Raw genomic sequence first — 20924 nt, 5'->3', positions numbered from 1 at the left:
TGGTAAGTGATATTCTTGATTTGACCACATTTGTAAACAATGTAAATCAAAAAACATCTAATTATTTAAATATCAGTCATATGTGTCAATTTATATGATGTACTTGTTTTAGTCTTTGAAAATAATTCAAAGATTTATTTCTCACTTTAGAAATCTGGTTTGTACATTTGAAATACGAAAATTTACATTTGTGGATGATGAAATAATTTCCCGGATTCAGACTGTGATCGCACACCACGGCTTATCGGTTTCTGCTTTTGCGGATGAGATCGGGGTACAGCGTTCCAGCATTTCACATTTGCTCAGCGGAAGGAACAAACCCAGTCTGGATTTTGTGATGAAACTGGTCAACGCCTACCCTGAAGTAAACCTGTATTGGCTACTAAAGGGTGAGGGCAGCTTTCCTGAAAGTAAAGATGTAAAACCGGAAAGCCCTAAAATTCCTGTGCCTGAGAAAAAGGTGGAGGGTCAATCGGTTGATGTTCCGCCACCACCCGTAAGGGAAATTGTCCCCAATACGCCGCATACCATTGTCCTGTTGTTTGAGGACGGGACTTTTCAAACCTACAAGGGCAAAAAAGATTGACCCGTTCGAGTTCTTTCCGTTTCTTTGTGCTATGGTAAAATATCTCTTTTCTGGACTTGTCCTTTTGTTCCTTTTAGCATGTGGAGAAGCTCCCCAACGCAATTGTACCGATTTTAAAACAGGCAGGTTCATCTTTACCGCAACCATCAATGGGGAGGAAAAAATGACCACTTTTCATAGGACTTTGGATATTGAAGTGGATGAATTTGAGGGAAAAAAAGACTCTTCCTCCATCCGATGGATCAATGATTGCGAATATGTGCTAAAGAATTTGAACCCAAAGAACAAGGCTGAGGAGAAATCCATCCACATCAAGATATTGAGCACCACCGAGTCTTCTTACACATTCGAATACGGCGTGGTTGGGGACACTAAGAAATTCAAGGGCACTGCCCACAAAATCCAATAAAATTTAAACGGATCTAATTCGGTCGTTGGAACAGAAGTTCAGGGTTGGCCTCCTTGTGTTTTTTGCACAATCGTTGTTGCTGTTTCACGGTAAGGGTGCTGCCATCATGGCTCCAACCTGGAGGGCCAAAAACATACATGAACTTGTGCGATAATTTGTCCACTTTTTTCACATCGTTCCAAATATCCTTGAACTCATGGGTCAAAATGACCATCGGATTATAGGAGTCCGGCGAATGGATCACACCATATTTCACATCGATGTCATCATCCAGTTCTTTCCACGTACCGAACATTTTGTCAAAAATGCTGAGAAACCCACCGTGGTTCTTGTCCAAGTATTCCACATTCTGTGCGTGGTGCACCTGGTGCATGGTGTGCGTGTTCATGAACTTTTCCAAAAAGCCCAATTTGGGCACATAAACGGAATGTAACTGGAACTGCCACAAGGCTTCGATACCCAAACAGACCACTACCATTTCGGGCGGAAAACCTATGGCGGGCAACCATGCATAGAAAAACGGTTTGTAGAGAATGGTGAACCATCCGTTCCTGACTGCTGTTCCCAAATTGAAGTTGTCCGAAGAGTGATGCACGATATGTGCGGCCCAAAGGATGCGGATTTCGTGGTTGGCCCTGTGGAACCAATAATAGGTGAAATCATCCGCAAGTTGACAGATGATCCAGATATACCAAGCGTAGCCAAAGGATTCGTAGCCCAAAAAATTGGTCCTTGTCCCATTGACCACAGGGTTGCAGAGTTCGTAGACGCCTTCGAACAGGACTATGGCAAAGGCCACTTTGAACAGTGGGCCCAAAATGGCGGACCCTACTCCCATAAAGCCGCTGGCGGCCAAATCTTTCCAATTGTAAATGTGGTCGTCCCCATGTGCCTTGCTGTATGTCAACTCCAGTAAAATAAAGGCAATAAATACGGGTACGCCGTAAACCAGCGGGTTGGTGAAATCCATAAAGAGGTTTTAAGATAACTGTTTTAGATGTGTATATGTAACTCTTGTGACAAAATAGGTAGAAAAAGCGTCAAAACAAAGTGGTTTGATCAGAAGTGTCATTATTTGTTTCAATATCGTCATCTGGATCGTCTAGACGCTCTTCATCTACCACTTCAATGTCCTCTGTCCGCATCTCCTCAGGTTCCTCAAAAGGCAATGGCTCCATTACGTTGATGCTCTTCACTTTTTCTGTGGTCAATTGGTTCCCCAATGCCTTGATTCCTTTGACCGATATAAAATCCTCCACATTGATCTCGAGGTTGGGCTTGGCATCTTTTCCACGAGGTTTTATAAATTCAACCTCCAGAACGGGTCTCCAGTCCGTGGTCACCAGTTCCATAAAGGATTTTGGATGTTCCGAGATGACCAGTTCCTCCTTGTTGGGGCTTTCCACCAAAAAGCGTTTGAGGTAATAGCGTTCTTTTTCCCCTTCGTAATGCACAACGGAAATGGGTTTGTTGGGATTCCATTTTTCCAGGACCACCATGGTGTCGCTGAAACGGGTGAGCAAATCGGGCGGTATGGTCTTCACTGTGCCTTTTTGGTCAATGACCAGCAACAGGTCGTCGCCCTTGAATTCTCCAAGCAGTTCCCCTCTTCCGTCCACGTTCAACCGGCTGACAATATCATCGAACCAAATCTTTCTGGGTTTAAGGGTGGATACGCCTTTTTCTTTCAGTTCGATACGCTTGACCGGGTATTTGGTGACCAAATTGCCCTTAGATGCCCTTCCTTTGATGAGCACATCGGCGAAATCGAGGTCCCATTTCAATTTTTTTATACTGCCCGACTGGCGCAGCAACACGGTGACCACTTCGGCCTCGCCATTGGGGTTTGCTGAAAAATACAACACTTCGGACGAGGCATTTTCGCCCGCCAAGGGGTACATTTTGTCCCGTGTGATGCTGGTGACATTGAACCTTTTGATGTAGCTGGGGCCGCCCTTGCCCTCTTTGTAGATCATGTTGTACACCGTCCGCTTATCTTTTTTCTTGAACACGGCCACATGGATGATATTTTTGCCCACAAAGACCTTGGAGTCCACTTTGGTGACCATCATCTCCCCTTTTTCAGTAAAGACAATGACATCATCAATGTCGCTACAATCGGCCACATATTCGTCCCGTTTCAAGGAAGTTCCGATGAATCCCTCTTCCCGGTTCACATAGAGTTTGGTATTGCGGATGACCACTTTGGTGGCCTCGATGTCGTCAAAGATCCTGATCTCTGATTTACGTTCCCTACCATCACCATATTTCTTCTTGAGTTCCTTGAAGTAATCGATCGCAAACTCCACCAAATGCGCCAAATGGTGTTTGGTCTGCGCAATCTTTTCTTCGAGGCCCTCGATGAGTTGTTGGGCCTTTTCCAGATCGAATTTGGAAATCCGTTTGATCCGGATCTCGGTCAACCGGACAATGTCTTCCTCGGTCACTGCCCTTTTTAGGTGTGTGGTATGTGGTTTCAGACCTTTGTCGATGGCAGCGATCACACCTTCCCAGGTTTCCTCTTCTTCTATGTCCCGGTAGATCCTATTTTCGATAAAAATGCGTTCGAGGGATGCAAAGTGCCACTGTTCTTCCAGTTCATCCAATTGTAGTTCAAGTTCTGCTTTAAGCAACTCCACGGTATTGTCAGTGGAGCGTTCCAGCATTTCCTTGACCCCAATGAACAGAGGTTTGTTGTCCTCGATGATACAGCCCAATGGTGATATGGACGATTCGCAGGCCGTAAAGGCGTAGAGGGCATCAATGGTCTTGTCGGGGGACAATCCTGGGGGCAGATGGACCAGTATTTCCACTTCTGCCGCTGTGTTATCCTCTATTTTCTTGATCTTGATCTTACCTTTTTCGTTGGCCTTCAAGATGGAATCAATCAAACTTGATGTATTGGTCCCGTAGGGTATCTCGTTGATGACCAACGTGTTTTTATCCAAGGTCGAGATTTTGGCCCGGACGCGCACCTTTCCACCCCTCAATCCTTCGTTGTAGTTGGTCACATCGATAATGCCCGCCGTGGGAAAATCGGGATATAAGGTAAAACGTTGCCCTTTCAAGTGCTTGATGGAAGCATCGATCAACTCCACAAAATTGTGGGGCAATATTTTGGTGGAAAGCCCCACGGCAATTCCCTCGGCCCCTTGGGCCAATAACAACGGAAATTTTACGGGAAGGTTGACAGGTTCCTTTTTTCTGCCATCGTAAGAAAGTTGCCATTCGGTGATCTTGGGACTGTAAATGACCTCCAAGGCAAACTTGGAAAGCCTCGCCTCAATGTAACGGGGTGCTGCCGCCCCATCTCCTGTCAGGATATTTCCCCAGTTTCCCTGGGTGTCGATCAGCAGGTCTTTTTGGCCGATCTGCACCATGGCATCGGCTATACTGGCATCGCCATGGGGGTGGTACTGCATGGTGTGGCCCACGACATTGGCCACTTTGTTATACCTTCCATCATCCAGTTCCTTGAGGGAATGCATGATCCTGCGCTGCACCGGCTTGAAGCCATCCTCAATAGCGGGCACGGCGCGTTCCAAAATCACATAGGAGGCATAGTCCAAGAACCAGTCTTTGTACATGCCCGTCACCTTCACCAAGCTGTCCTGGGAATTGTCGGGGTTTCCTAGGCCTTCATCGTTCAGTTCTTCGTTCTCTTCCATTTAGAAGGATGTGCATTTATTTGTTCTATAGTTGGTTTTCTTCAATCAGGTCAAGTTCTACTTTAAGGTTGTTTATGATGAATTCCTGCCTGTCCGGAGTGTTTTTTCCCATATAAAACTCCAACATATTGTCAATGCTCATCGCCTTGTCGAGCATTACAGGTTCCAGACGGATATTGTCACCTATGAAATGCTTGAACTCATCCGGAGAAATTTCACCCAATCCCTTGAACCTTGTGATTTCTGGTTTTCCGGTCAATTTTGTGATGGCATTCCTTTTCTCCTCTTCGCTGTAGCAGTAGATCGTCTCTTTTTTGTTCCTCACCCTAAAAAGTGGGGTCTGTAAAATGTAGAGGTGGTTTTCCTTGATCAATTCCGGAAAGAATTGGAGAAAGAACGTGATCAATAACAAACGGATATGCATCCCGTCCACATCGGCATCGGTAGCGATCACGATATTGTTGTATCGCAGGTCTTCCATGGACTCCTCGATGTTCAAGGCCGCCTGTAGCAGGTTGAACTCCTCGTTCTCATAGACGATTTTTTTGGACATCCCGTAGGAATTCAACGGTTTACCACGAAGGCTGAACACGGCTTGGGTGTTCACGTCCCTTGATTTGGTGATGGATCCGGATGCGGAATCGCCCTCGGTGATGAAAAGGGTGCTCTCCAATCGTCGGTCGCTTTTCATATCCTGAAGGTGGACACGGCAATCGCGTAATTTTTTGTTGTGCAGGCTGGCCTTTTTGGCGCGTTCACGAGCCAATTTCCGGATTCCGGACAGTTCCTTTCGTTCCCGCTCTGCCTGGACGATTTTTCGCTGAAGTGCTTCAGCGGTCTGTTGATTCTTGTGCAGGTAGTTATCCAGATAGGTGCCCAAAAAGTCGTTGATGTAGGTGCGGACCGTGGGGAGGTCACCGCCCATGTCGGTGGAACCCAGTTTGGTCTTGGTCTGACTTTCAAAAACAGGTTCCATCACCTTAATGGAAATGGCGGAAATGATGGATTTTCGAATATCCGAAGCATCATAATTCTTGCCATAAAAATCGCGGATGGTCTTTACCACGGCTTCCCTGAAAGCAGCTTGGTGCGTTCCGCCCTGTGTGGTGTGCTGCCCGTTCACAAAGGAATGGTACTCCTCGCTGTACTGGGTCTTGCTGTGGGTCATGGCCACTTCGATATCCTCCCCTTTCAGGTGAATGATCGGGTAGAGGAAGTCGTCCTCGTTGTTGTTGTCCTCCAAAAGGTCCTTCAACCCATTCTCGGACTGATATTTTTCTCCATTGAAAATAATGGTGAGCCCGGGATTGAGGTAAACGTAATTTTTGAGCATGCGTTCCACATACTCGTTCCGATATTTGTAATTTTTGAAAATGGTATCGTCCGGCGTAAAGCTGATCTTGGTGCCCCTTCTTCTGGAGGTCTCATCCAAAAGCTCTTCGTTGACGAGGTTTCCTATGTTGAATTCCGCAGACTTGGATTGCCCATCCCTATTGGATTCCACCTTGAAAAAAGAAGATAGGGCGTTTACGGCCTTGGTACCTACCCCGTTCAATCCGACAGATTTTTTAAAGGCACGGGTATCGTATTTGCCCCCGGTGTTCATTTTGGAGACCACATCCACCACTTTGCCCAAAGGAATGCCCCGTCCATAATCCCGCACGTTCACCAAATTGTCCTTTATGGTGATCTCGATGGTCTTTCCTGCACCCATGACAAATTCATCGATACAGTTGTCTATCACTTCTTTGAGCAATATGTAGATGCCATCATCTGCGGACGATCCATCGCCCAATTTACCAATGTACATGCCGGGGCGCATACGAATATGCTCCTTCCAATCCAGGGAACGGATATTATCCTCTGTATACTGGGTTTCTGCCATGAATCTAATAAGGGTTAATCCTTGCTAATATAAAATTTAGGGGCAAAAATTAAGGCGAAGAACCAAGAAAGTAATCAACAATGAAAACCTTCAATTGTTAATATACATCAAGCCTTGGCCTTCTTTTTTTGCTGTATGGAGAGATAGGTGACCCCAAAAATCACCACCATCATTCCAAGTAATTGACCATACGTCAATCTTTCGTTCAAAAATACAAAAGCCAAAAGTATGGTGGAAACCGGACCTAAGCTTCCCAAGATGGAAAAATTGGAGGCTCCCAGGCGTTCTATGGATGCCGAGACCAGAAAAGAAGGGACCAAAGTCGCCAAAATGGCCATGGCAATGCCGTATAAGTAAACCGGTAAAGGATATTCCAAAAGTTGCCAGTTTCCTGCAATGAGGTAATGGATCATAATGCAAAAGGTTGAAACAATCATGGCGTAACACGTAAAACGCAACATCCCAAATTTAGGGATCAGCCAACCACTGCCCACCAAATAAGAAGCATAGGTGATGGCACTCAGCAATACCAAAAAGCCTCCCCATAACACCCCGTTACCGCTGATGTCCAATTCGTTCCAAAAGGTGATGACCACGCCAATGTAGGTGATAATAATGGCGACGGTCTGGACTTTGGTGATTTTCTGTTTGAAAAATAGCCAAGAGAGAAATACGACAATGGTGGGGTATACAAACAGTATGATCCGTTCCAACCCTGCCTTGATGTAATTCAGTCCCAAAAAATCAAAATAGCTGGCCAGGTAATAGCCCACAAACCCGAAAAGGAACAGCCACGCATAATCCTTTGGTTTGATTTCGACAGATGGTTTTTTCTTTCGTATCAGAAAGAGAATGTAAAGATAAAATGGAAGTGAAAAGAGCATTCGAAACAAGAGCAGGTCCAAGGTGTCCACATGGTATTCGTAGGCCAATTTGACCATAACGGCCTTGGAGGAAAAGAGAATCACCCCAAAAATCCCATAGAAAATACCCAAGCTTTTGACTGACATACATCAAAGCTATGCTTGGTCTAAATTTTTGGCGAATGGAAATGGGTGGAATTACAACGGTCAGTGCTTACACATTGAACCTAAAGTGCATGATATCACCATCTTTCACAATGTATTCCTTGCCTTCGACCCGCATACGGCCAGCTTCCTTTACTTTGGATTCGCTACCATATTTGATGTAGTCATCATACGAAATGACCTCGGCTCGGATGAAGCCTTTTTCAAAATCGGTATGGATGACCCCTGCGGCCTGGGGCGCAGTGGCACCAACGGGAATGGTCCAGGCTCTCACTTCTTTTACACCAGCAGTGAAATAAGTTTCCAGATCCAACAATTTATAGGCACCACGGATGAGTTTGGCCGAACCTGGCTCGGAAAGGCCCAAATCTTCCAAGAACATCTGGCGCTCTTCGTAGGTTTCCAACTCGGTGATGTCGGCTTCGGTCCCTACGGCCAGGAAGATGACCTCGGCATTTTCATTGGCCACGGCCTCCTTCACCTTTTCCACATAGGCATTGCCCGTAGTGGCTGAACCTTCATCTACATTGCACACGTACATGACGGGTTTGTCGGTGATCAATTGCATGGGGCTGACGTATTCGTCACGATCTTCTTCACTGATTTCAATAGCACGGACCGAAGTTCCAGACTCCAGGCCTTGTTTGATGGCATTGAGCACCGCCTCTTCCTTTTGGGCTTCCTTGTTCCCAGTTTTGGCGGCCCTTTTTACTTTTTCAAGTTTTTTGTCCACACTTTCCAGATCCTTGAGTTGGAGTTCCATATCGATGGTCTCTTTGTCACGGATCGGGTTTACGGAACCATCCACGTGAACGATATTGTCATTGTCAAAACAGCGCAACACATGTAGGATGGCATTGGTTTCGCGGATATTTCCCAAAAACTGGTTGCCCAAACCTTCGCCCTTGCTGGCTCCTTTGACCAATCCGGCAATGTCCACGATCTCTACCGTTGCAGGAACCACTCGCTCGGGGTGGACCAACTCCTCCAGTTTCTCCAAACGCTGGTCGGGCACGTTCACCACGCCAATATTGGGCTCAATGGTACAAAATGGGAAATTGGCACTTTGTGCCTTTGCATTGGAAAGACAATTGAACAAAGTTGATTTTCCTACGTTGGGCAATCCTACAATACCGGCTTTCATTGGATACTATTCTATTTTTGAGGCTGCAAATATAAGTTGAAGTTTTGGTATAGGGACTTAAAATCCTTTCAGTAAAAGATAGATGCCTATACCGAACAGGACAATGATCCCCAGAATGGCCACCAAGGACAGGATGCACCCTGCCTGTTTCCATATTCCGCCGTATTCTTTTTCTGTTTCTTCCATAAAAAACCCCGAACTAAGGTCCGGGGCTAAATTACATGTTTTTTATTGCTTATCCGTTCGGGTGCATAAAACGCTGCTTGCCCAGCAACACTTCTTCGCTTTCCACATGGTCCTCATCGGGCACACAACAATCCACCGGGCAGACCGCCGCACATTGGGGTTCCTCGTGGAAACCCTTGCACTCTGTGCATTTATCGGGAACAATATAATATATTTCGTCACTGACGGGCTCTTGCACCTCTTCGGCGTTCACCGCTTTTCCATTGGGCAGGACCACATCTCCCTCGAGGGAAGTGCCATCACTGTACCTCCATTCGTCCGCACCCTCATAAATTGCAGTGTTTGGGCATTCTGGCTCACAAGCACCACAGTTTATGCATTCATCTGTTATAATTATCGCCATAATTTTCCTTTCCTTTTGGGTTGATTCTTTTCAGCATGCTTACTTTTGACAAAAATAAACCCTAGTAATTTAGTGTACAAATATAATGACACCGTATATGGAAACCATCCAAGCTTTTGTTAAACTCGGAAAACACCTAACGGATTTTTGTGAAAAATGTTATTCGAATGATGGAAATTTGGATGCGGATTTCAACGAAGTCGTCACAAGGGCCGGGCAGATGAACGGTTGGTTCACCAAAGACAATATCCTGCATGCACTGGCGCAATGGGGTGCTTTGTTGACCGAAGAAAACCTTACGGATTGGCTGTCCCACTACCCTATTAAGGAAACATCTTCACCGAAAACGGTGGGCATTGTGATGGCAGGAAACATCCCACTGGTCGGGTTTCACGATTTTTTGTGCGTGCTGCTTTCCGGGAACAACGTATTGGCGAAACTGTCGTCCAACGATAAGGTGTTGTTGCCCTATCTTTCAAATTATCTGATACAACAAGAACCCTCGCTGGCCACTCGAATTAAGTTTACGGAAGGAAAAATGGAAGGTTTTGATGTAGTCATAGCCACGGGGAGCAACAATACCAGCCGCTATTTTGAATACTATTTCGGAAAAAAACCGAACATCATCCGAAAGAACCGGAACTCGGTCGCCATATTGACTGGAAAGGAATCTACCGAGGAGCTTACCGCTCTCGGAGAGGATATTTTTAGGTACTATGGTCTGGGCTGCAGAAACGTGTCCAAGATCTATGTGCCGAAGGGCTATGATTTTGAACCTTTTTTCAATGCCATTTTCTCATATAAGGACATCGTCGACCAGCACAAGTATGCCAACAATTACGATTACAACAAGGCGGTATATCTGATGAGCAATTTCAAGATCCTGGACAATGGCTTTTTGATATTGAAGGAAGATGATGGACAAGCCTCTCCTATTTCGGTCCTTTTTTATGCATATTATGATGCGGAAGAAACGTTGGAACAGGAATTGAACGCACAGGAAGAACAGATCCAGTGCATTGTTTCCAAAAAAGGAGGCATCGGTTTTGGCGAGACCCAAAAGCCAAAACTTCAAGACTATGCCGATGGTGTGGACACCATGGAATTTCTTTTGAAACTTTAAGGAAACCCTAACCACCGGATTCGTTTTTTGATCCAAGTTTTTTTTAGACCTTTACCCCTTAAACCAAGGAAATGAAAAAGCACAACTTTAGCGCAGGCCCTTGCATTTTGCCAAAAGAGGTAATGCAAAAGGCATCCGAGGCCGTTCTGGAACTGGATGGCATCGGTCTTTCACTCATTGAGATCTCGCATCGCAGCAAGGAATTTGTGGCCATAATGGACAAGGCCCGTTCCTTGGCATTGGAGCTATTGGGTCTTGAGGGAAAAGGGTACCAAGCCCTCTTCCTACATGGAGGGGCCAGTCTGCAGTTTTTGATGACGGCCTACAATCTTTTGGACAAAAAAGCGGGTTATGTGAACACGGGAACGTGGAGCCAAAAAGCCATCAAAGAGGCCCGTTTGTTGGGTGATGTGGTGGAAGTCGCTTCCTCACAGGAACAAAATTTCAACCATATCCCAAAGGGATATTCCGTGCCGTCGGACCTAGATTACCTACACCTGACCTCCAACAATACTATTTTTGGTACACAGATCAAGGAATTTCCCAAAACCAATGTGCCATTGGTCTGCGATATGAGCTCGGACATCTTTTCCCGTCAGCTCGATTTTTCCAAATTTGACCTGATCTATGCCGGAGCGCAAAAGAACATGGGTCCTGCCGGGGCCACTTTGGTGGTGGTGAAGGAAGATATTTTGGGCAAGGTATCCCGAAAAATTCCCTCCATGCTGGATTATTCCATCCATGTAAAGCAGGAGAGCATGTTCAACACCCCTCCTGTTTTTGCGGTCTATGTGTCCATGCTTACCCTGCAATGGCTCAAGGACCTTGGTGGGATCGCCGCCATTGAGGAGATCAATGAACGTAAGGCCAACCTGATCTATTCGGAAATTGACCTTAACCCTGTGTTTTCCGGTTATGCAGCCAAGGAAGACCGTTCCCTCATGAACGCGACCTTCAACATTACCGACGATGCGTTGAAGGACACTTTTGATACCATGTGTAAAGAGGCTGGAATCAGTGGGATCAATGGACACCGATCCGTAGGCGGTTACAGGGCTTCCATGTACAATGCCCTGCCCATGGAAAGCGTTGGGGTCTTGGTGGATATCATGAGCGAATTGGAAAAGAAAGGATAATATAATGATGAAAATACTGGCCAACGATGGGTTGGCAAATGAAGGCATTTCTTTGCTTGAAAAAGCTGGTTTTGAGGTAAACCTTACGCATGTTGCCCAAGAACAACTGGCCAACTTTATCAATAAGAACGGAATCAGCGGTCTTTTGGTCCGTAGTGCCACGGAGGTCGATAAGAAAACCATAAATGCATGCCCTGGCCTGAAATTGATCGGTCGTGGTGGTGTGGGTATGGACAATATTGATGTGAAGCATGCCGAATCCAAGGGAATCCATGTCATCAACACCCCTGAAGCCTCTTCGGAATCGGTGGCTGAACTGGTATTCGGACACCTATTCAACGGAGTTCGGTTCCTGCACGATTCCAACCGGAATATGCCCTTGGATGGGGACAGCATGTTCAAACAATTGAAAAAAAGCTATGCAGGCGGAGTTGAACTGCGGGGCAAAACGTTGGGTATTGTTGGTTTTGGCAAAATTGGACAAGCTACGGCAAAGATGGCCCTGGCATTGGGAATGAAGGTCCTCTTCACGGATCACCATACCGACAAGGTCACGTTGAACGTCTCTTTTTATGACGGACAATCCATAAATTTCAATCTGGAAGCGGTGGATCTGGATGTCGTGCTGAAACAATCCGATTTTGTGAGCATCCACGTGCCCGCACAGGAAAAATACATCATCGGGAAAAAGGAGCTTGCAAAAATGAAACATGGGACAGGAATCATCAATACTTCCCGGGGCGGCGTGCTGGACGAAGTGGCCTTGGTGGATGCCTTGGACAATGGACACCTATCGTTTGCCGGGCTGGATGTGTACGAATCCGAACCGAAGCCGGAGATCAAGATCTTGATGAATCCCAAAATTTCCCTTTCCCCGCACATTGGCGCCTCTACCGTCGAGGCACAGCAACGCATAAGTGTAGAATTGGCCCAACAGGTAATCAAATTGCTAAAATAGCTGCTTTTTATTGTCTGATTAGAACTTCAAAACCTAGTTTTTTGTACATTGTCCTTCTAACCTTAACGTAAAGAAAAGATGTCAGGATTATTGGATTTATTGAACAGCCCCATGGGGAGACAAATGATCAGTGGAGTTGCCAACCAAACGGGGCAACCTGAGAGCAAGACCGCGGACGTTCTGAGCATGGCCATGCCCCTTTTGATGGGTGCCATGAAAAAAAACGCTTCAACACCGGGTGGCGCACAGGGACTGATGGATGCCCTGTCTTCCAAACATGACGGTAGCATTTTGAACGATCTGGGCGGACTTTTTGGTGGCGGAGTGGACCAAAGTGTGGTGAACGATGGTGCAGGCATACTTGGCCATGTGCTGGGATCCAAACAGCCACAAGTGGAAAATGCCCTGAGCAGTAAATCCGGTCTGGATGCGGGAACCATATCCCAAATATTGAAAATTGCCGCCCCTATCCTATTGGGTTATCTGGGCAAACAGACCCGTCAGCAAAACGTGAACAGCCCTGATGGCCTCAATGGTCTTTTGGGTGGTTTGATGGGGGGAAACAAAAAGGCCACAAAACAGCAATCCCTTATCGAGACTTTTTTGGATTCCGATGGTGATGGCAGCGTCATTGATGATTTGGCCGGAATGGTACTGAACAGCGGAAATACCAAGAAAAGTGGATTGGGTGGTATGCTCGGCGGACTTTTCGGGAAATAAGACCCACTTAACGATATTTAACAGGGCCGTTTGAAGATTCAGACGGCTTTTTTTGTATATTAATGATATGGAAAAGAACTATTTAAAACTTTTGTCGAGCGCTCTGCTTGCAGCCATTTTTTTAGTGTCCTGCACAACCCAGAAGCAGGCCGTGGATGTTTCGAATGAGGAACAGGCCGTATTCAATTCCGATGATGAACAGCCTGTGGAAATCAAGGATGAGGAGACCGAATATGAGATCATCATCATTGAGCCCGGGTTTTACACATGGCTGCAGTCCATTGCAAGGCCAGAAGGCTATTATTCCCAGAGTTTTCTGGAAAACCGGAATGCCATTATGGTCACCAATTGGAACCAACGGGTTTTGCAACCCTCCATGTACAATCCGAATCTGTACGAAATGCAGATCAATTACGACCCCAATATCGATTATGGGTATGAGGTCAACTACAAGCTTTACAACTATTTTGTCTATTTCCAACGAAAATACAACCAACGTTTAGGCCCTTTCTTTCCTAGGATTTAATGTCTTATTTTTGTGCCAACTATTTCTAGGCAATGGAAAAATTGAAAAAGCGTTGGGAAATCCAGAAAAACTGGCAGTTACTTTTCCCTGTTCTTGGCATTATGCTGACCGTTTTAGCTGCTTTTCTTATTGTCAGGAATTCCCCCAAATGGTTTGGTGTGGAAAACAGTGGCTATGAATGGGTCATTCTTATCGCTTTTTGCACGATGATATCTTTTGGCTTGGTCCGCTTTTTCCTATGGTGCTTCAAAAAATTGGAGAACAGATGGAAAGTAACCTACAAGTGGGAAATGATCGCCATTTTCATTGTTTTTGCCATAACCGGATCCCTATCTGGAAAATTGGCCGGGCCATTGGTGGAATTGTTGGGTCTGGGGCGCGAAATGACACATCCCGTTTTGTATTGGACCGCACGGATTGTCCTTATCCTTCCCATTTATAAAATCATCCTGGTCATCGTGGGATGGCTCTTCGGGCAGTTCAGATTCTTTTGGGAATTTGAGAAAAAAATGCTCAGACGAATGGGTCTGGGCTTCCTGCTTCCATAGTTTATGCTTTTTTTAACACATAAGGAGCAAGTACCTTGGTTACTTTTGTTAGATGATGAGTATTGACCCTTACAAGCGTATACTTACATTAGGTTCCCTATTGATGGTGGTGGCAATATTGGCACCCTCCTTCATAAAATTAGGACATGCTTTGCATGGGCATAACCAAGAAAAGCAATGCCTTGCCCAAGGTGTCAATCACATCCACGATGTTGTCTTGGATTGTGATTTTCAAGATTTTACCCTTGTCAATAAAATATTTTTCAATACGGCTTTCCACTATACTGCATTGAATGCACCTAAAATTGGGCATATTCCAACAGTATATGCTTTTATTTTTGAGCCCGTGGAGGGTGTCATGCGCACGTTACGCGCTCCACCTTGCTAAAATCCGATTCTTCGATAATCATTTTCATTCTCTCTAGAGAGAATAACGGAGTTCCAACAAAATTACATCTCATTGGTATTTAGATTCAAAGCAATGTACAGCATTGCATTCATTCTGGCATTTTCATTTTATGGTCATTCCCAACAGTGTAAAAACACATTGTCGGGACAGGTGATCGATTACCATAACAAAACACCGCTCGAAGGTGCCACTCTTTTTATCTTTCAAAATAAGCTTGAGAGCCGAACAGACGCCAAGGGAAATTTCAGCATTGAGAATCTCTGCCCGGGAAGCTATACCTTGGAGGTGTCCCACCCCGAATGTAGGACCATACTTATGGATATCCAGGTCGATGGGGACACCAAAATAGATGTAAAATTGGAGCATCACCTGGAAGAGCTGGATGAAGTCAAAGTAGTGGGTAACATTCTAAGGGACAAGACGAATTCCGCACAAGAAGAAACACTCACGTTGAACACTTTGGAAAATTATAGTGCAGGAAACTTGGGTGATGCCCTTAAAGAGCTCGGAGGGGTCTCTACCCTTAACACTGGCGCAAATATTGTAAAACCGGCCATTCATGGGTTAAACGGCAGCCGTGTATTGGTATTGAACGATGGTGTTCGGATGCAGGACATGGAATGGGGGGCCGAACATGCCCCGACCATCGATATCAATTCCGCTGGTTCCGTATCCGTGATCAAAGGTGCCTCTGCGCTTCAATATGGAGGTGACGCCATTGGAGGGGTGATCGTGGCCGAACAAGCTCGGATTCCCTCCAAGGACACCCTATATGGGAAAACAATCTTGAACGGCGTATCGAACGGTAGAGGGGGAAATATTGTTTCCGAGTTGACCAAGGCGTATGCTTCCGGGTGGTTTGTCAAAGCCCAGGGATCTTATAAAATAATGGGTGACCATGAAGCCCCGGATTATGTATTGTCCAATACCGGGGTACGCGAAATAGCGGCCTCGCTACAATTGGGCAAACATACATTTACATGGGGATGGGATGCAAGGTATTCCTATTTTAACACCGAAATCGCCATTTTGCGCGCATCGCATATTGGCAATGTGGATGATTTGATACGCAGCATTAATAGTGGCGAACCGGGAGTTATAAGACCCTTTACCCACAATCTACAAAACCCTAGACAAGATGTGACCCATCATTTGGGAAAACTTAAATTTTACAAACGTTTTGAGGGATTGGGAAAACTTAATCTTCAATATGACTTTCAAAGCAATAGAAGATTTGAATACGATATCCGTAGAGGCGAAAGGGACAACACGCCATCCATAGATCTGGAATTGACCACCCATACATTGTCCACAGATTTCAAATGGGACACCAAAGATGATTTGAACATACTCGTTGGCCTTATGGGGAGATACCAAGATAATTTTGCCAATCCCGATACCGGGGTGCGCCGCTTGATCCCTGACTATGAGAAAGTTGATTTCGGAAGCTTTTTGATTGGGGAATACAGGGTCAGCAATCAGTTTTTGGTGGATGTAGGCCTACGATATGATTACAATCGGGTGAACGCACAAAAATATTACCAGACCTCACGTTGGGAAGAACGTGGGTATGATGATGAGTTTCAGGATTTCATCGTAGAAGATCTGGGCACGCAACTATTGGTGAATCCCGTCCTGGATTTCCATAACGTTTCTGCAACCATTGGCGGTAAATATGTCACCTCCAATCGCTCTACGATCAAGTTCAACTATGCTTTGGCCCAACGCGGCCCCAATCCATCCGAGCTGTTTAGTGATGGACTGCACCACTCTGCCGCCAGAATTGAACTTGGGGATTTGAGAAACGATAGTGAAACCTCACATAAAGTGACCACTACATTTGAAAAAGACTTTTCAAATTGGGGCATCCTTGTTGAACCCTATGCCAATTGGGTTCAAAATTTCATCGTTTTGGAGCCCACGGGTGTGGAATATACCGTGAGGGGTGCATTTCCTGTATGGGAATACCGACAGACCGATGCCCGGTTGTTGGGGATTGATTTTTCTGCCTATTCGTATTGGACGGAGCAGTGGACAACGAACCATAAATTTTCATTGGTCAAGGGCCAGGATGTGGAAAACGAAACGCCCCTTATCAACATGCCTGCCGCCAATCTGAGGAATTCAATAACTTTTTCAAGGCCAAAATGGAACGGTTTTGAGGCATCATTGGAGAGCCAATATGTGTTTCGCCAAAATGAAGCCCCCGAAAATATCACTGTTTTTTCGCCAGAACAGCAAGAAGATGTGGTATTGGAAATCAATACACCACCAGCGGCATACCATTTATTGGGATTTAGGTCCAAAATCGAGTTCCCGATTTCCGACAGGACCAAACTGACCACCTCACTGACAATCAACAACCTATTGAATACCAGTTATAGAGATTACCTGAACCGTCAACGCTTGTTTGCCGACGATTTGGGACGAAATTTTATACTACAATTAAAACTCAATTATTAATTAATTCCTATGAACATGAAAACAATTAAAATCCTATCGCTTTTGGCATTTGCAGGAACAACCTTCATGGCTTGTTCAAGTGACGATGACGCTCCTGAAGTAATCAACGAAGAAGAGACCATCACAACCATGACCATTTCTTTGGTTCCCGATGGCGGCGGAACAACCATAACCCTTCAATCCCAAGATTTGGACGGTGATGGCCCCAACGCTCCCGAGATTACGGTATCTGGAAACCTGGCAGCAAGCACCACTTATAGCGGGTCTGTTGTTTTGTTGAACGAAACGGAATCACCAGCAGAGAACATTACCGAAGAAGTTGAAGAAGAGGATGAAGAGCATCAATTCTTTTATGTGACCACGGGTAGTATTGAAAGCGTGACCTATGATGATGAGGATGATGATGGCAATCCTGTTGGTTTGGAGTTCACCCTTGTAACCGGAGCTGCAGGAGATGCAACATTGGCAGCAACCTTGCGCCATGAGCCCAAAAAACCAAATGACGGAACCTTGGCCGATGCGGGTGGTGAAACAGATTTTACTGAAACATTTATGTTGACAGTGGAATAAATCAACTGTATATTTTAATGATACAATTGGAGCAGCAGGTAATTGAATTTACTTGCTGCTTTTCTTTTTGCTCAACAGATAAGTATAGATCCAAGTGAGCGTAAAGGTGGGAATCACATCCAAACCGGGAATGAGCTCCTCGGCAAAGGTGATGAGACCGGCGGCCTGCCCCACCCTGCCCTTGTACAATCGGGTCATCAGCCATCCGGCCACGGGTGCCCAGATTACATCGGAAAACTCCCCTATTCCAGGGATGGCGTAGGATATCATCCCGATGCCATCGAACAGCAACCCTAAAAGAAGGTTGCGGTACTTGTTGTCTTTTTCTTCTGCCATAAAGGAAAAATAGGAATTCCCTTTGAATTGAAAAAATGAAGTTTAGGACAAATCGGCACTGATCAGTTTCAGGAACTCGTTGCGCGTCTCTATTTTCTCAAACTGTCCCCTAAAACCGGAGGTTGTGGTCACAGAGTTCTGTTTTTGGACCCCACGCATCATCATGCACATGTGCGAGGCCTCTATCACCACGGCAACACCTTTGGGTTTCAATGTGCTGTTGATGCATTCCAAGATATCGTGCGTCAATCGTTCCTGTACCTGGAGCCTACGGGCAAACACATCCACTACACGGGGAATCTTGCTCAGCCCAACAATATGTCCGTTGGGAATGTAGGCCACATGGGCCTTCCCGAAGAAGGGCAACATATGGTGCTCGCAAAGGGAGTACAACTCAATATCCTTAATGATCACCATATCGTCGTATTTCTCGGCAAACATGGCGCCCTTCAAGATTTCTTCGGCGTCTTGTTTGTAACCTTGCGTCAAGAAAAGCATGGCTTTGGCAGCCCGCTCGGGCGTTTTCAGCAACCCTTCACGGGTCACATCTTCCCCAAGGTCGTCCATGATCTTGGCGAAGTGGTCCTTCACCTCATTGGTAATCTCTATGTTGTACTCTTCAAGGTTTCTATATGGTGCCATCAAGTGTTTTTTTGTGATAATAGGGCATTCAGTTTTTTGATCTTTGGGTCGATGATGAACTGACAATACAGCTGCTGCCTGTGATCATTATAATAATTATGGTGTTCCTCCTCGGCCAAATAAAACGGTTTTTCTTCGGATATGGCGGTCACGATCGGTGATGCAAAGATGCCTTCTTTTTCCAAAAGGGCAATGAATTCCTCCGCAAGATACCTTTGCTCTTGGGTCGTATAAAAAATCTCGCTGCGGTATTGCGTTCCCACATCGTTCCCTTGTCTGTTCAGCGTAGTGGGGTCATGCGTGGCAAAAAAGACCTCCAGAAGTTCCGTGTAAGAAACTTGGGAAGGATCAAAAGTAATCTTGATGGCTTCGGCATGGCCCGTCCTACCCGTACAAATTTCCCGATAAGCCGGATTTTTAATGTTTCCACCAGTGTAGCCAGGAACTATTGCTGTTACACCGTTGAGTCGTTGAAAAACAGCTTCGGTACACCAAAAACAACCGCCAGCAAAAATGGCGGTCTCGACTGAATCATTTTTTTGTTCACTCATTATTCGTCAAAGTTAAACAAAATAGATTGTTCTTTGTCTATTTTGAAATAAAATGTTTTTAGGCTTAGTCGGTATCCTAACCAAAAACTTTATTTATAAAAATGTAATCTTTGTCCAATCAGCAGTAATCATTACTTTCACCCAGCGAAGCAGTTTTTCATGATCAAGGCTACAAATATCCAAAAAAGTTATGGCGACCTCAAGGTGTTGAAAGGGGTCGATATTGAAATCCAAAAAGGGGAAGTGGTTTCCATTGTGGGGGCTTCCGGTGCGGGGAAAACCACTTTGTTGCAGATTTTGGGGACCTTGGACTCCCCTACCAACAAAGGGGAAAGCACGTTGTTGATCAATGATACCGACGTGAACCAATTGAATGACAAGAACCTGGCCCAATTCCGCAATGAGCATATCGGGTTCATTTTTCAGTTCCATCAATTGTTGCCTGAATTCACTGCCTTGGAAAATGTCTGCATTCCTGCCTTTATCAAAAAAACACCAAAAGAGCAAGCTGAAAAACGTGCGAAGGAACTGTTGGATTTTTTGGGGTTGAAAGATCGCTACGACCATAAGCCCAATGCCCTATCCGGGGGTGAACAGCAACGTGTTGCCGTGGCACGATCCCTGATGAACAATCCTTCTGTGGTGTTTGCGGACGAACCCAGTGGAAACCTGGACTCCGAAAGTGCGGACAACCTGCACAAACTGTTCTTTCAACTTCGGGATGAATTTGGGCAGACCTTTGTTCTGGTGACCCATAACCTTGAATTGGCGGATATGGCCGACCGCAAGCTCACCATGGTGGATGGTCTGATCGTTTCCAAAAATTGATATGACCAAAGCGGACCTAAAGGATTTTTTGGATGCCAAAGTGCAGGAATACAACCATCCCAAATTTTTGGAGGATGACCCGCTTCAGGTGCCACACCGATTTTCCAAAAAGGAAGACATCGAAATCAGTGGTTTTTTAACGGCTACCATTGCGTGGGGCAATCGGAAGAGCATCATCAACAATGCCACAAAATTGATGGGGCTTTTGGACAACGCACCTTATGACTTTGTGCTGAACCATTCCGAAAATGATCTTGAAAAACTCGTCCCTTTTGTACACCGTACTTTTAATGGGTTCGACCTTGGTTACTTTGTAACCAGTCTGAAAAATATCTACACAAACCATGGTGGCCTGGAAAATGTTTTTACCCAATACCAAACTGTGGATTCCATGCAGGGTGCCATTTTCCATTTTAAGGAAGTGTTCTTTGAACTGGAACATGAACAGCGAACCACAAAACATATTTCGGATCCCAATAAAGGTTCTGCCGCAAAGCGCATCAATATGTTTTTGCGATGGATGGTACGTGACAACAGCACCGGAGTGGATTTTGGGCTTTGGAGAGGGATCGATCCCGCCAAACTCTCCTGTCCTTTGGATGTGCATTCTGGCAATGTGGCACGGAAGCTGAAATTGCTCGAACGCAAACAGAACGATGCCAAAGCCCTTCAGGAATTGGACAAAAGTTTGCGAAAGCTCGATGCTACGGATCCTGTAAAATATGATTTTGCCCTGTTCGGCCTAGGGGTTTTTGAGAAGTTTTAAGCCATACTTTTTTAAAAAGAAAAGACCCGCCAACATTTA

23 protein-coding genes are annotated in these 20924 nt (G+C 45.5%); 13 read left to right on the top strand and 10 right to left on the bottom strand.

What is annotated here, in order from left to right:
• Nucleotides 1-190: 190 nt before the first annotated feature.
• A complete protein-coding gene (locus FOT42_RS01575) occupies nt 191-586 on the top strand; it encodes a helix-turn-helix domain-containing protein (protein WP_151888816.1) in 396 nt (131 codons plus the stop codon).
• A gap of 31 nt (nt 587-617) precedes the next feature.
• On the top strand, nt 618-995 hold the full coding sequence (locus FOT42_RS01570) for a DNA topoisomerase IV (RefSeq protein WP_151888815.1): 378 nt from the start codon (nt 618-620) through the stop codon (nt 993-995).
• A gap of 13 nt (nt 996-1008) precedes the next feature.
• Here the strand turns inward: FOT42_RS01570 and FOT42_RS01565 are convergent, their stop codons facing one another.
• The 7 genes from FOT42_RS01565 to FOT42_RS01540 form a co-directional block, all read right to left on the bottom strand.
• Nucleotides 1009-1965, bottom strand: coding sequence for a sterol desaturase family protein (locus FOT42_RS01565; RefSeq protein WP_151888814.1), 957 nt, complete (start codon nt 1963-1965; stop codon nt 1009-1011).
• Nucleotides 1966-2035: 70 nt separating this feature from the next.
• Nucleotides 2036-4663 carry a DNA gyrase/topoisomerase IV subunit A gene (locus FOT42_RS01560; protein WP_151888813.1) on the bottom strand — a complete coding sequence of 876 codons (2628 nt, stop codon included), beginning with the start codon at nt 4661-4663 and terminating at the stop codon, nt 2036-2038.
• Between the two features lie 25 nt (nt 4664-4688).
• The gene (locus tag FOT42_RS01555) at nt 4689-6548 is read right to left on the bottom strand and encodes a DNA topoisomerase IV subunit B (protein WP_151888812.1); all 1860 of its coding nucleotides are present in this window, start codon (nt 6546-6548) and stop codon (nt 4689-4691) included.
• Nucleotides 6549-6655: 107 nt separating this feature from the next.
• Nucleotides 6656-7558, bottom strand: a complete 903-nt coding sequence (locus FOT42_RS01550; RefSeq protein ID WP_151888811.1) for a DMT family transporter — start codon at nt 7556-7558, stop codon at nt 6656-6658.
• Between the two features lie 67 nt (nt 7559-7625).
• Entirely contained in the window at nt 7626-8720 is a 1095-nt protein-coding gene (ychF, locus tag FOT42_RS01545) for a redox-regulated ATPase YchF (protein ID WP_151888810.1), read from the bottom strand.
• Nucleotides 8721-8777: 57 nt separating this feature from the next.
• Nucleotides 8778-8906, bottom strand: a complete 129-nt coding sequence (locus FOT42_RS18385; RefSeq protein ID WP_262884001.1) for a hypothetical protein — start codon at nt 8904-8906, stop codon at nt 8778-8780.
• A 49-nt stretch (nt 8907-8955) separates the two neighbouring features.
• Nucleotides 8956-9309, bottom strand: coding sequence for a 4Fe-4S dicluster domain-containing protein (locus FOT42_RS01540; RefSeq protein WP_151888809.1), 354 nt, complete (start codon nt 9307-9309; stop codon nt 8956-8958).
• A gap of 97 nt (nt 9310-9406) precedes the next feature.
• Here FOT42_RS01540 and FOT42_RS01535 point away from each other — a divergent pair, with 97 nt between their 5' ends.
• The 9 genes from FOT42_RS01535 (at nt 9407) to FOT42_RS01495 (ending at nt 17762) form a co-directional block, all read left to right on the top strand.
• A complete protein-coding gene (locus tag FOT42_RS01535; RefSeq protein ID WP_226789767.1) occupies nt 9407-10432 on the top strand; it encodes an acyl-CoA reductase in 1026 nt (341 codons plus the stop codon).
• Between the two features lie 71 nt (nt 10433-10503).
• Entirely contained in the window at nt 10504-11568 is a 1065-nt protein-coding gene (gene serC / locus FOT42_RS01530; RefSeq protein WP_151888807.1) for a 3-phosphoserine/phosphohydroxythreonine transaminase, read from the top strand.
• A gap of 7 nt (nt 11569-11575) precedes the next feature.
• Entirely contained in the window at nt 11576-12526 is a 951-nt protein-coding gene (locus FOT42_RS01525) for a D-2-hydroxyacid dehydrogenase (RefSeq protein WP_151889309.1), read from the top strand.
• 78 nt (nt 12527-12604) lie between these two features.
• The gene (locus tag FOT42_RS01520; RefSeq protein ID WP_151888806.1) at nt 12605-13246 is read left to right on the top strand and encodes a DUF937 domain-containing protein; all 642 of its coding nucleotides are present in this window, start codon (nt 12605-12607) and stop codon (nt 13244-13246) included.
• Nucleotides 13247-13313: 67 nt separating this feature from the next.
• Nucleotides 13314-13772 (top strand): DUF6146 family protein, encoded by a 459-nt coding sequence (locus FOT42_RS01515; RefSeq protein ID WP_151888805.1) that lies wholly within the window; start codon nt 13314-13316, stop codon nt 13770-13772.
• Between the two features lie 32 nt (nt 13773-13804).
• A complete protein-coding gene (locus FOT42_RS01510; protein WP_151888804.1) occupies nt 13805-14320 on the top strand; it encodes a DUF6787 family protein in 516 nt (171 codons plus the stop codon).
• Between the two features lie 52 nt (nt 14321-14372).
• Nucleotides 14373-14708 carry a hypothetical protein gene (locus FOT42_RS18250; protein WP_151888803.1) on the top strand — a complete coding sequence of 112 codons (336 nt, stop codon included), beginning with the start codon at nt 14373-14375 and terminating at the stop codon, nt 14706-14708.
• Nucleotides 14709-14801: 93 nt separating this feature from the next.
• A complete protein-coding gene (locus FOT42_RS01500) occupies nt 14802-17192 on the top strand; it encodes a TonB-dependent receptor (RefSeq protein ID WP_151888802.1) in 2391 nt (796 codons plus the stop codon).
• Nucleotides 17193-17207: 15 nt separating this feature from the next.
• Nucleotides 17208-17762, top strand: coding sequence for a type 1 periplasmic binding fold superfamily protein (locus FOT42_RS01495; RefSeq protein ID WP_151888801.1), 555 nt, complete (start codon nt 17208-17210; stop codon nt 17760-17762).
• 48 nt (nt 17763-17810) lie between these two features.
• Here FOT42_RS01495 and FOT42_RS01490 read toward each other — a convergent pair whose 3' ends face one another.
• From FOT42_RS01490 to msrA, 3 genes are read right to left on the bottom strand one after another with little or no spacing between them, the layout of a single operon-like run.
• Nucleotides 17811-18098 carry a hypothetical protein gene (locus FOT42_RS01490; protein ID WP_151888800.1) on the bottom strand — a complete coding sequence of 96 codons (288 nt, stop codon included), beginning with the start codon at nt 18096-18098 and terminating at the stop codon, nt 17811-17813.
• Between the two features lie 42 nt (nt 18099-18140).
• Complete coding sequence (gene folE, locus FOT42_RS01485; protein ID WP_151888799.1) at nt 18141-18740, bottom strand: GTP cyclohydrolase I FolE; 600 nt, start codon at nt 18738-18740, stop codon at nt 18141-18143.
• Nucleotides 18740-19291 carry a peptide-methionine (S)-S-oxide reductase MsrA gene (msrA, locus tag FOT42_RS01480; protein WP_151888798.1) on the bottom strand — a complete coding sequence of 184 codons (552 nt, stop codon included), beginning with the start codon at nt 19289-19291 and terminating at the stop codon, nt 18740-18742. The genes folE and msrA overlap by 1 nt, the downstream gene beginning before the upstream one ends.
• 159 nt (nt 19292-19450) lie before the next feature.
• Here msrA and FOT42_RS01475 point away from each other — a divergent pair, with 159 nt between their 5' ends.
• Both FOT42_RS01475 and FOT42_RS01470 read left to right on the top strand, forming a co-directional pair.
• Nucleotides 19451-20119 (top strand): ABC transporter ATP-binding protein, encoded by a 669-nt coding sequence (locus FOT42_RS01475; protein ID WP_151888797.1) that lies wholly within the window; start codon nt 19451-19453, stop codon nt 20117-20119.
• A gap of 1 nt (nt 20120) precedes the next feature.
• On the top strand, nt 20121-20885 hold the full coding sequence (locus FOT42_RS01470; protein ID WP_151888796.1) for a TIGR02757 family protein: 765 nt from the start codon (nt 20121-20123) through the stop codon (nt 20883-20885).
• The last annotated feature ends 39 nt before the right edge of the window (nt 20886-20924 follow it).

Source organism: Flagellimonas hadalis, assembly GCF_007785775.2.
GTDB classification, from domain to species: domain Bacteria; phylum Bacteroidota; class Bacteroidia; order Flavobacteriales; family Flavobacteriaceae; genus Flagellimonas; species Flagellimonas hadalis.
Note: the sequence above shows the minus strand (reverse complement) of the source record. Positions and strands in the feature narration are given on the sequence as shown.

Coding starts and splice junctions, on each gene's coding strand:
- FOT42_RS01515 (WP_151888805.1), top strand. CDS start 13,314: ATGGAAAAGAACTATTTAAAACTTTTGTCGAGCGCTCTGCTTGCAGCC.
- FOT42_RS01555 (WP_151888812.1), bottom strand. CDS start 6,548: ATGGCAGAAACCCAGTATACAGAGGATAATATCCGTTCCCTGGATTGG.
- ychF (WP_151888810.1), bottom strand. CDS start 8,720: ATGAAAGCCGGTATTGTAGGATTGCCCAACGTAGGAAAATCAACTTTG.
- FOT42_RS01490 (WP_151888800.1), bottom strand. CDS start 18,098: ATGGCAGAAGAAAAAGACAACAAGTACCGCAACCTTCTTTTAGGGTTG.
- FOT42_RS01500 (WP_151888802.1), top strand. CDS start 14,802: ATGTACAGCATTGCATTCATTCTGGCATTTTCATTTTATGGTCATTCC.
- FOT42_RS18385 (WP_262884001.1), bottom strand. CDS start 8,906: ATGGAAGAAACAGAAAAAGAATACGGCGGAATATGGAAACAGGCAGGG.
- FOT42_RS01540 (WP_151888809.1), bottom strand. CDS start 9,309: ATGGCGATAATTATAACAGATGAATGCATAAACTGTGGTGCTTGTGAG.
- msrA (WP_151888798.1), bottom strand. CDS start 19,291: ATGAGTGAACAAAAAAATGATTCAGTCGAGACCGCCATTTTTGCTGGC.
- FOT42_RS01550 (WP_151888811.1), bottom strand. CDS start 7,558: ATGTCAGTCAAAAGCTTGGGTATTTTCTATGGGATTTTTGGGGTGATT.
- FOT42_RS01525 (WP_151889309.1), top strand. CDS start 11,576: ATGAAAATACTGGCCAACGATGGGTTGGCAAATGAAGGCATTTCTTTG.
- FOT42_RS01470 (WP_151888796.1), top strand. CDS start 20,121: ATGACCAAAGCGGACCTAAAGGATTTTTTGGATGCCAAAGTGCAGGAA.
- FOT42_RS01510 (WP_151888804.1), top strand. CDS start 13,805: ATGGAAAAATTGAAAAAGCGTTGGGAAATCCAGAAAAACTGGCAGTTA.
- FOT42_RS01495 (WP_151888801.1), top strand. CDS start 17,208: ATGAAAACAATTAAAATCCTATCGCTTTTGGCATTTGCAGGAACAACC.
- FOT42_RS01560 (WP_151888813.1), bottom strand. CDS start 4,663: ATGGAAGAGAACGAAGAACTGAACGATGAAGGCCTAGGAAACCCCGAC.
- FOT42_RS01520 (WP_151888806.1), top strand. CDS start 12,605: ATGTCAGGATTATTGGATTTATTGAACAGCCCCATGGGGAGACAAATG.
- FOT42_RS01475 (WP_151888797.1), top strand. CDS start 19,451: ATGATCAAGGCTACAAATATCCAAAAAAGTTATGGCGACCTCAAGGTG.
- folE (WP_151888799.1), bottom strand. CDS start 18,740: ATGGCACCATATAGAAACCTTGAAGAGTACAACATAGAGATTACCAAT.
- serC (WP_151888807.1), top strand. CDS start 10,504: ATGAAAAAGCACAACTTTAGCGCAGGCCCTTGCATTTTGCCAAAAGAG.
- FOT42_RS01570 (WP_151888815.1), top strand. CDS start 618: ATGGTAAAATATCTCTTTTCTGGACTTGTCCTTTTGTTCCTTTTAGCA.
- FOT42_RS01535 (WP_226789767.1), top strand. CDS start 9,407: ATGGAAACCATCCAAGCTTTTGTTAAACTCGGAAAACACCTAACGGAT.
- FOT42_RS01565 (WP_151888814.1), bottom strand. CDS start 1,965: ATGGATTTCACCAACCCGCTGGTTTACGGCGTACCCGTATTTATTGCC.
- FOT42_RS18250 (WP_151888803.1), top strand. CDS start 14,373: ATGATGAGTATTGACCCTTACAAGCGTATACTTACATTAGGTTCCCTA.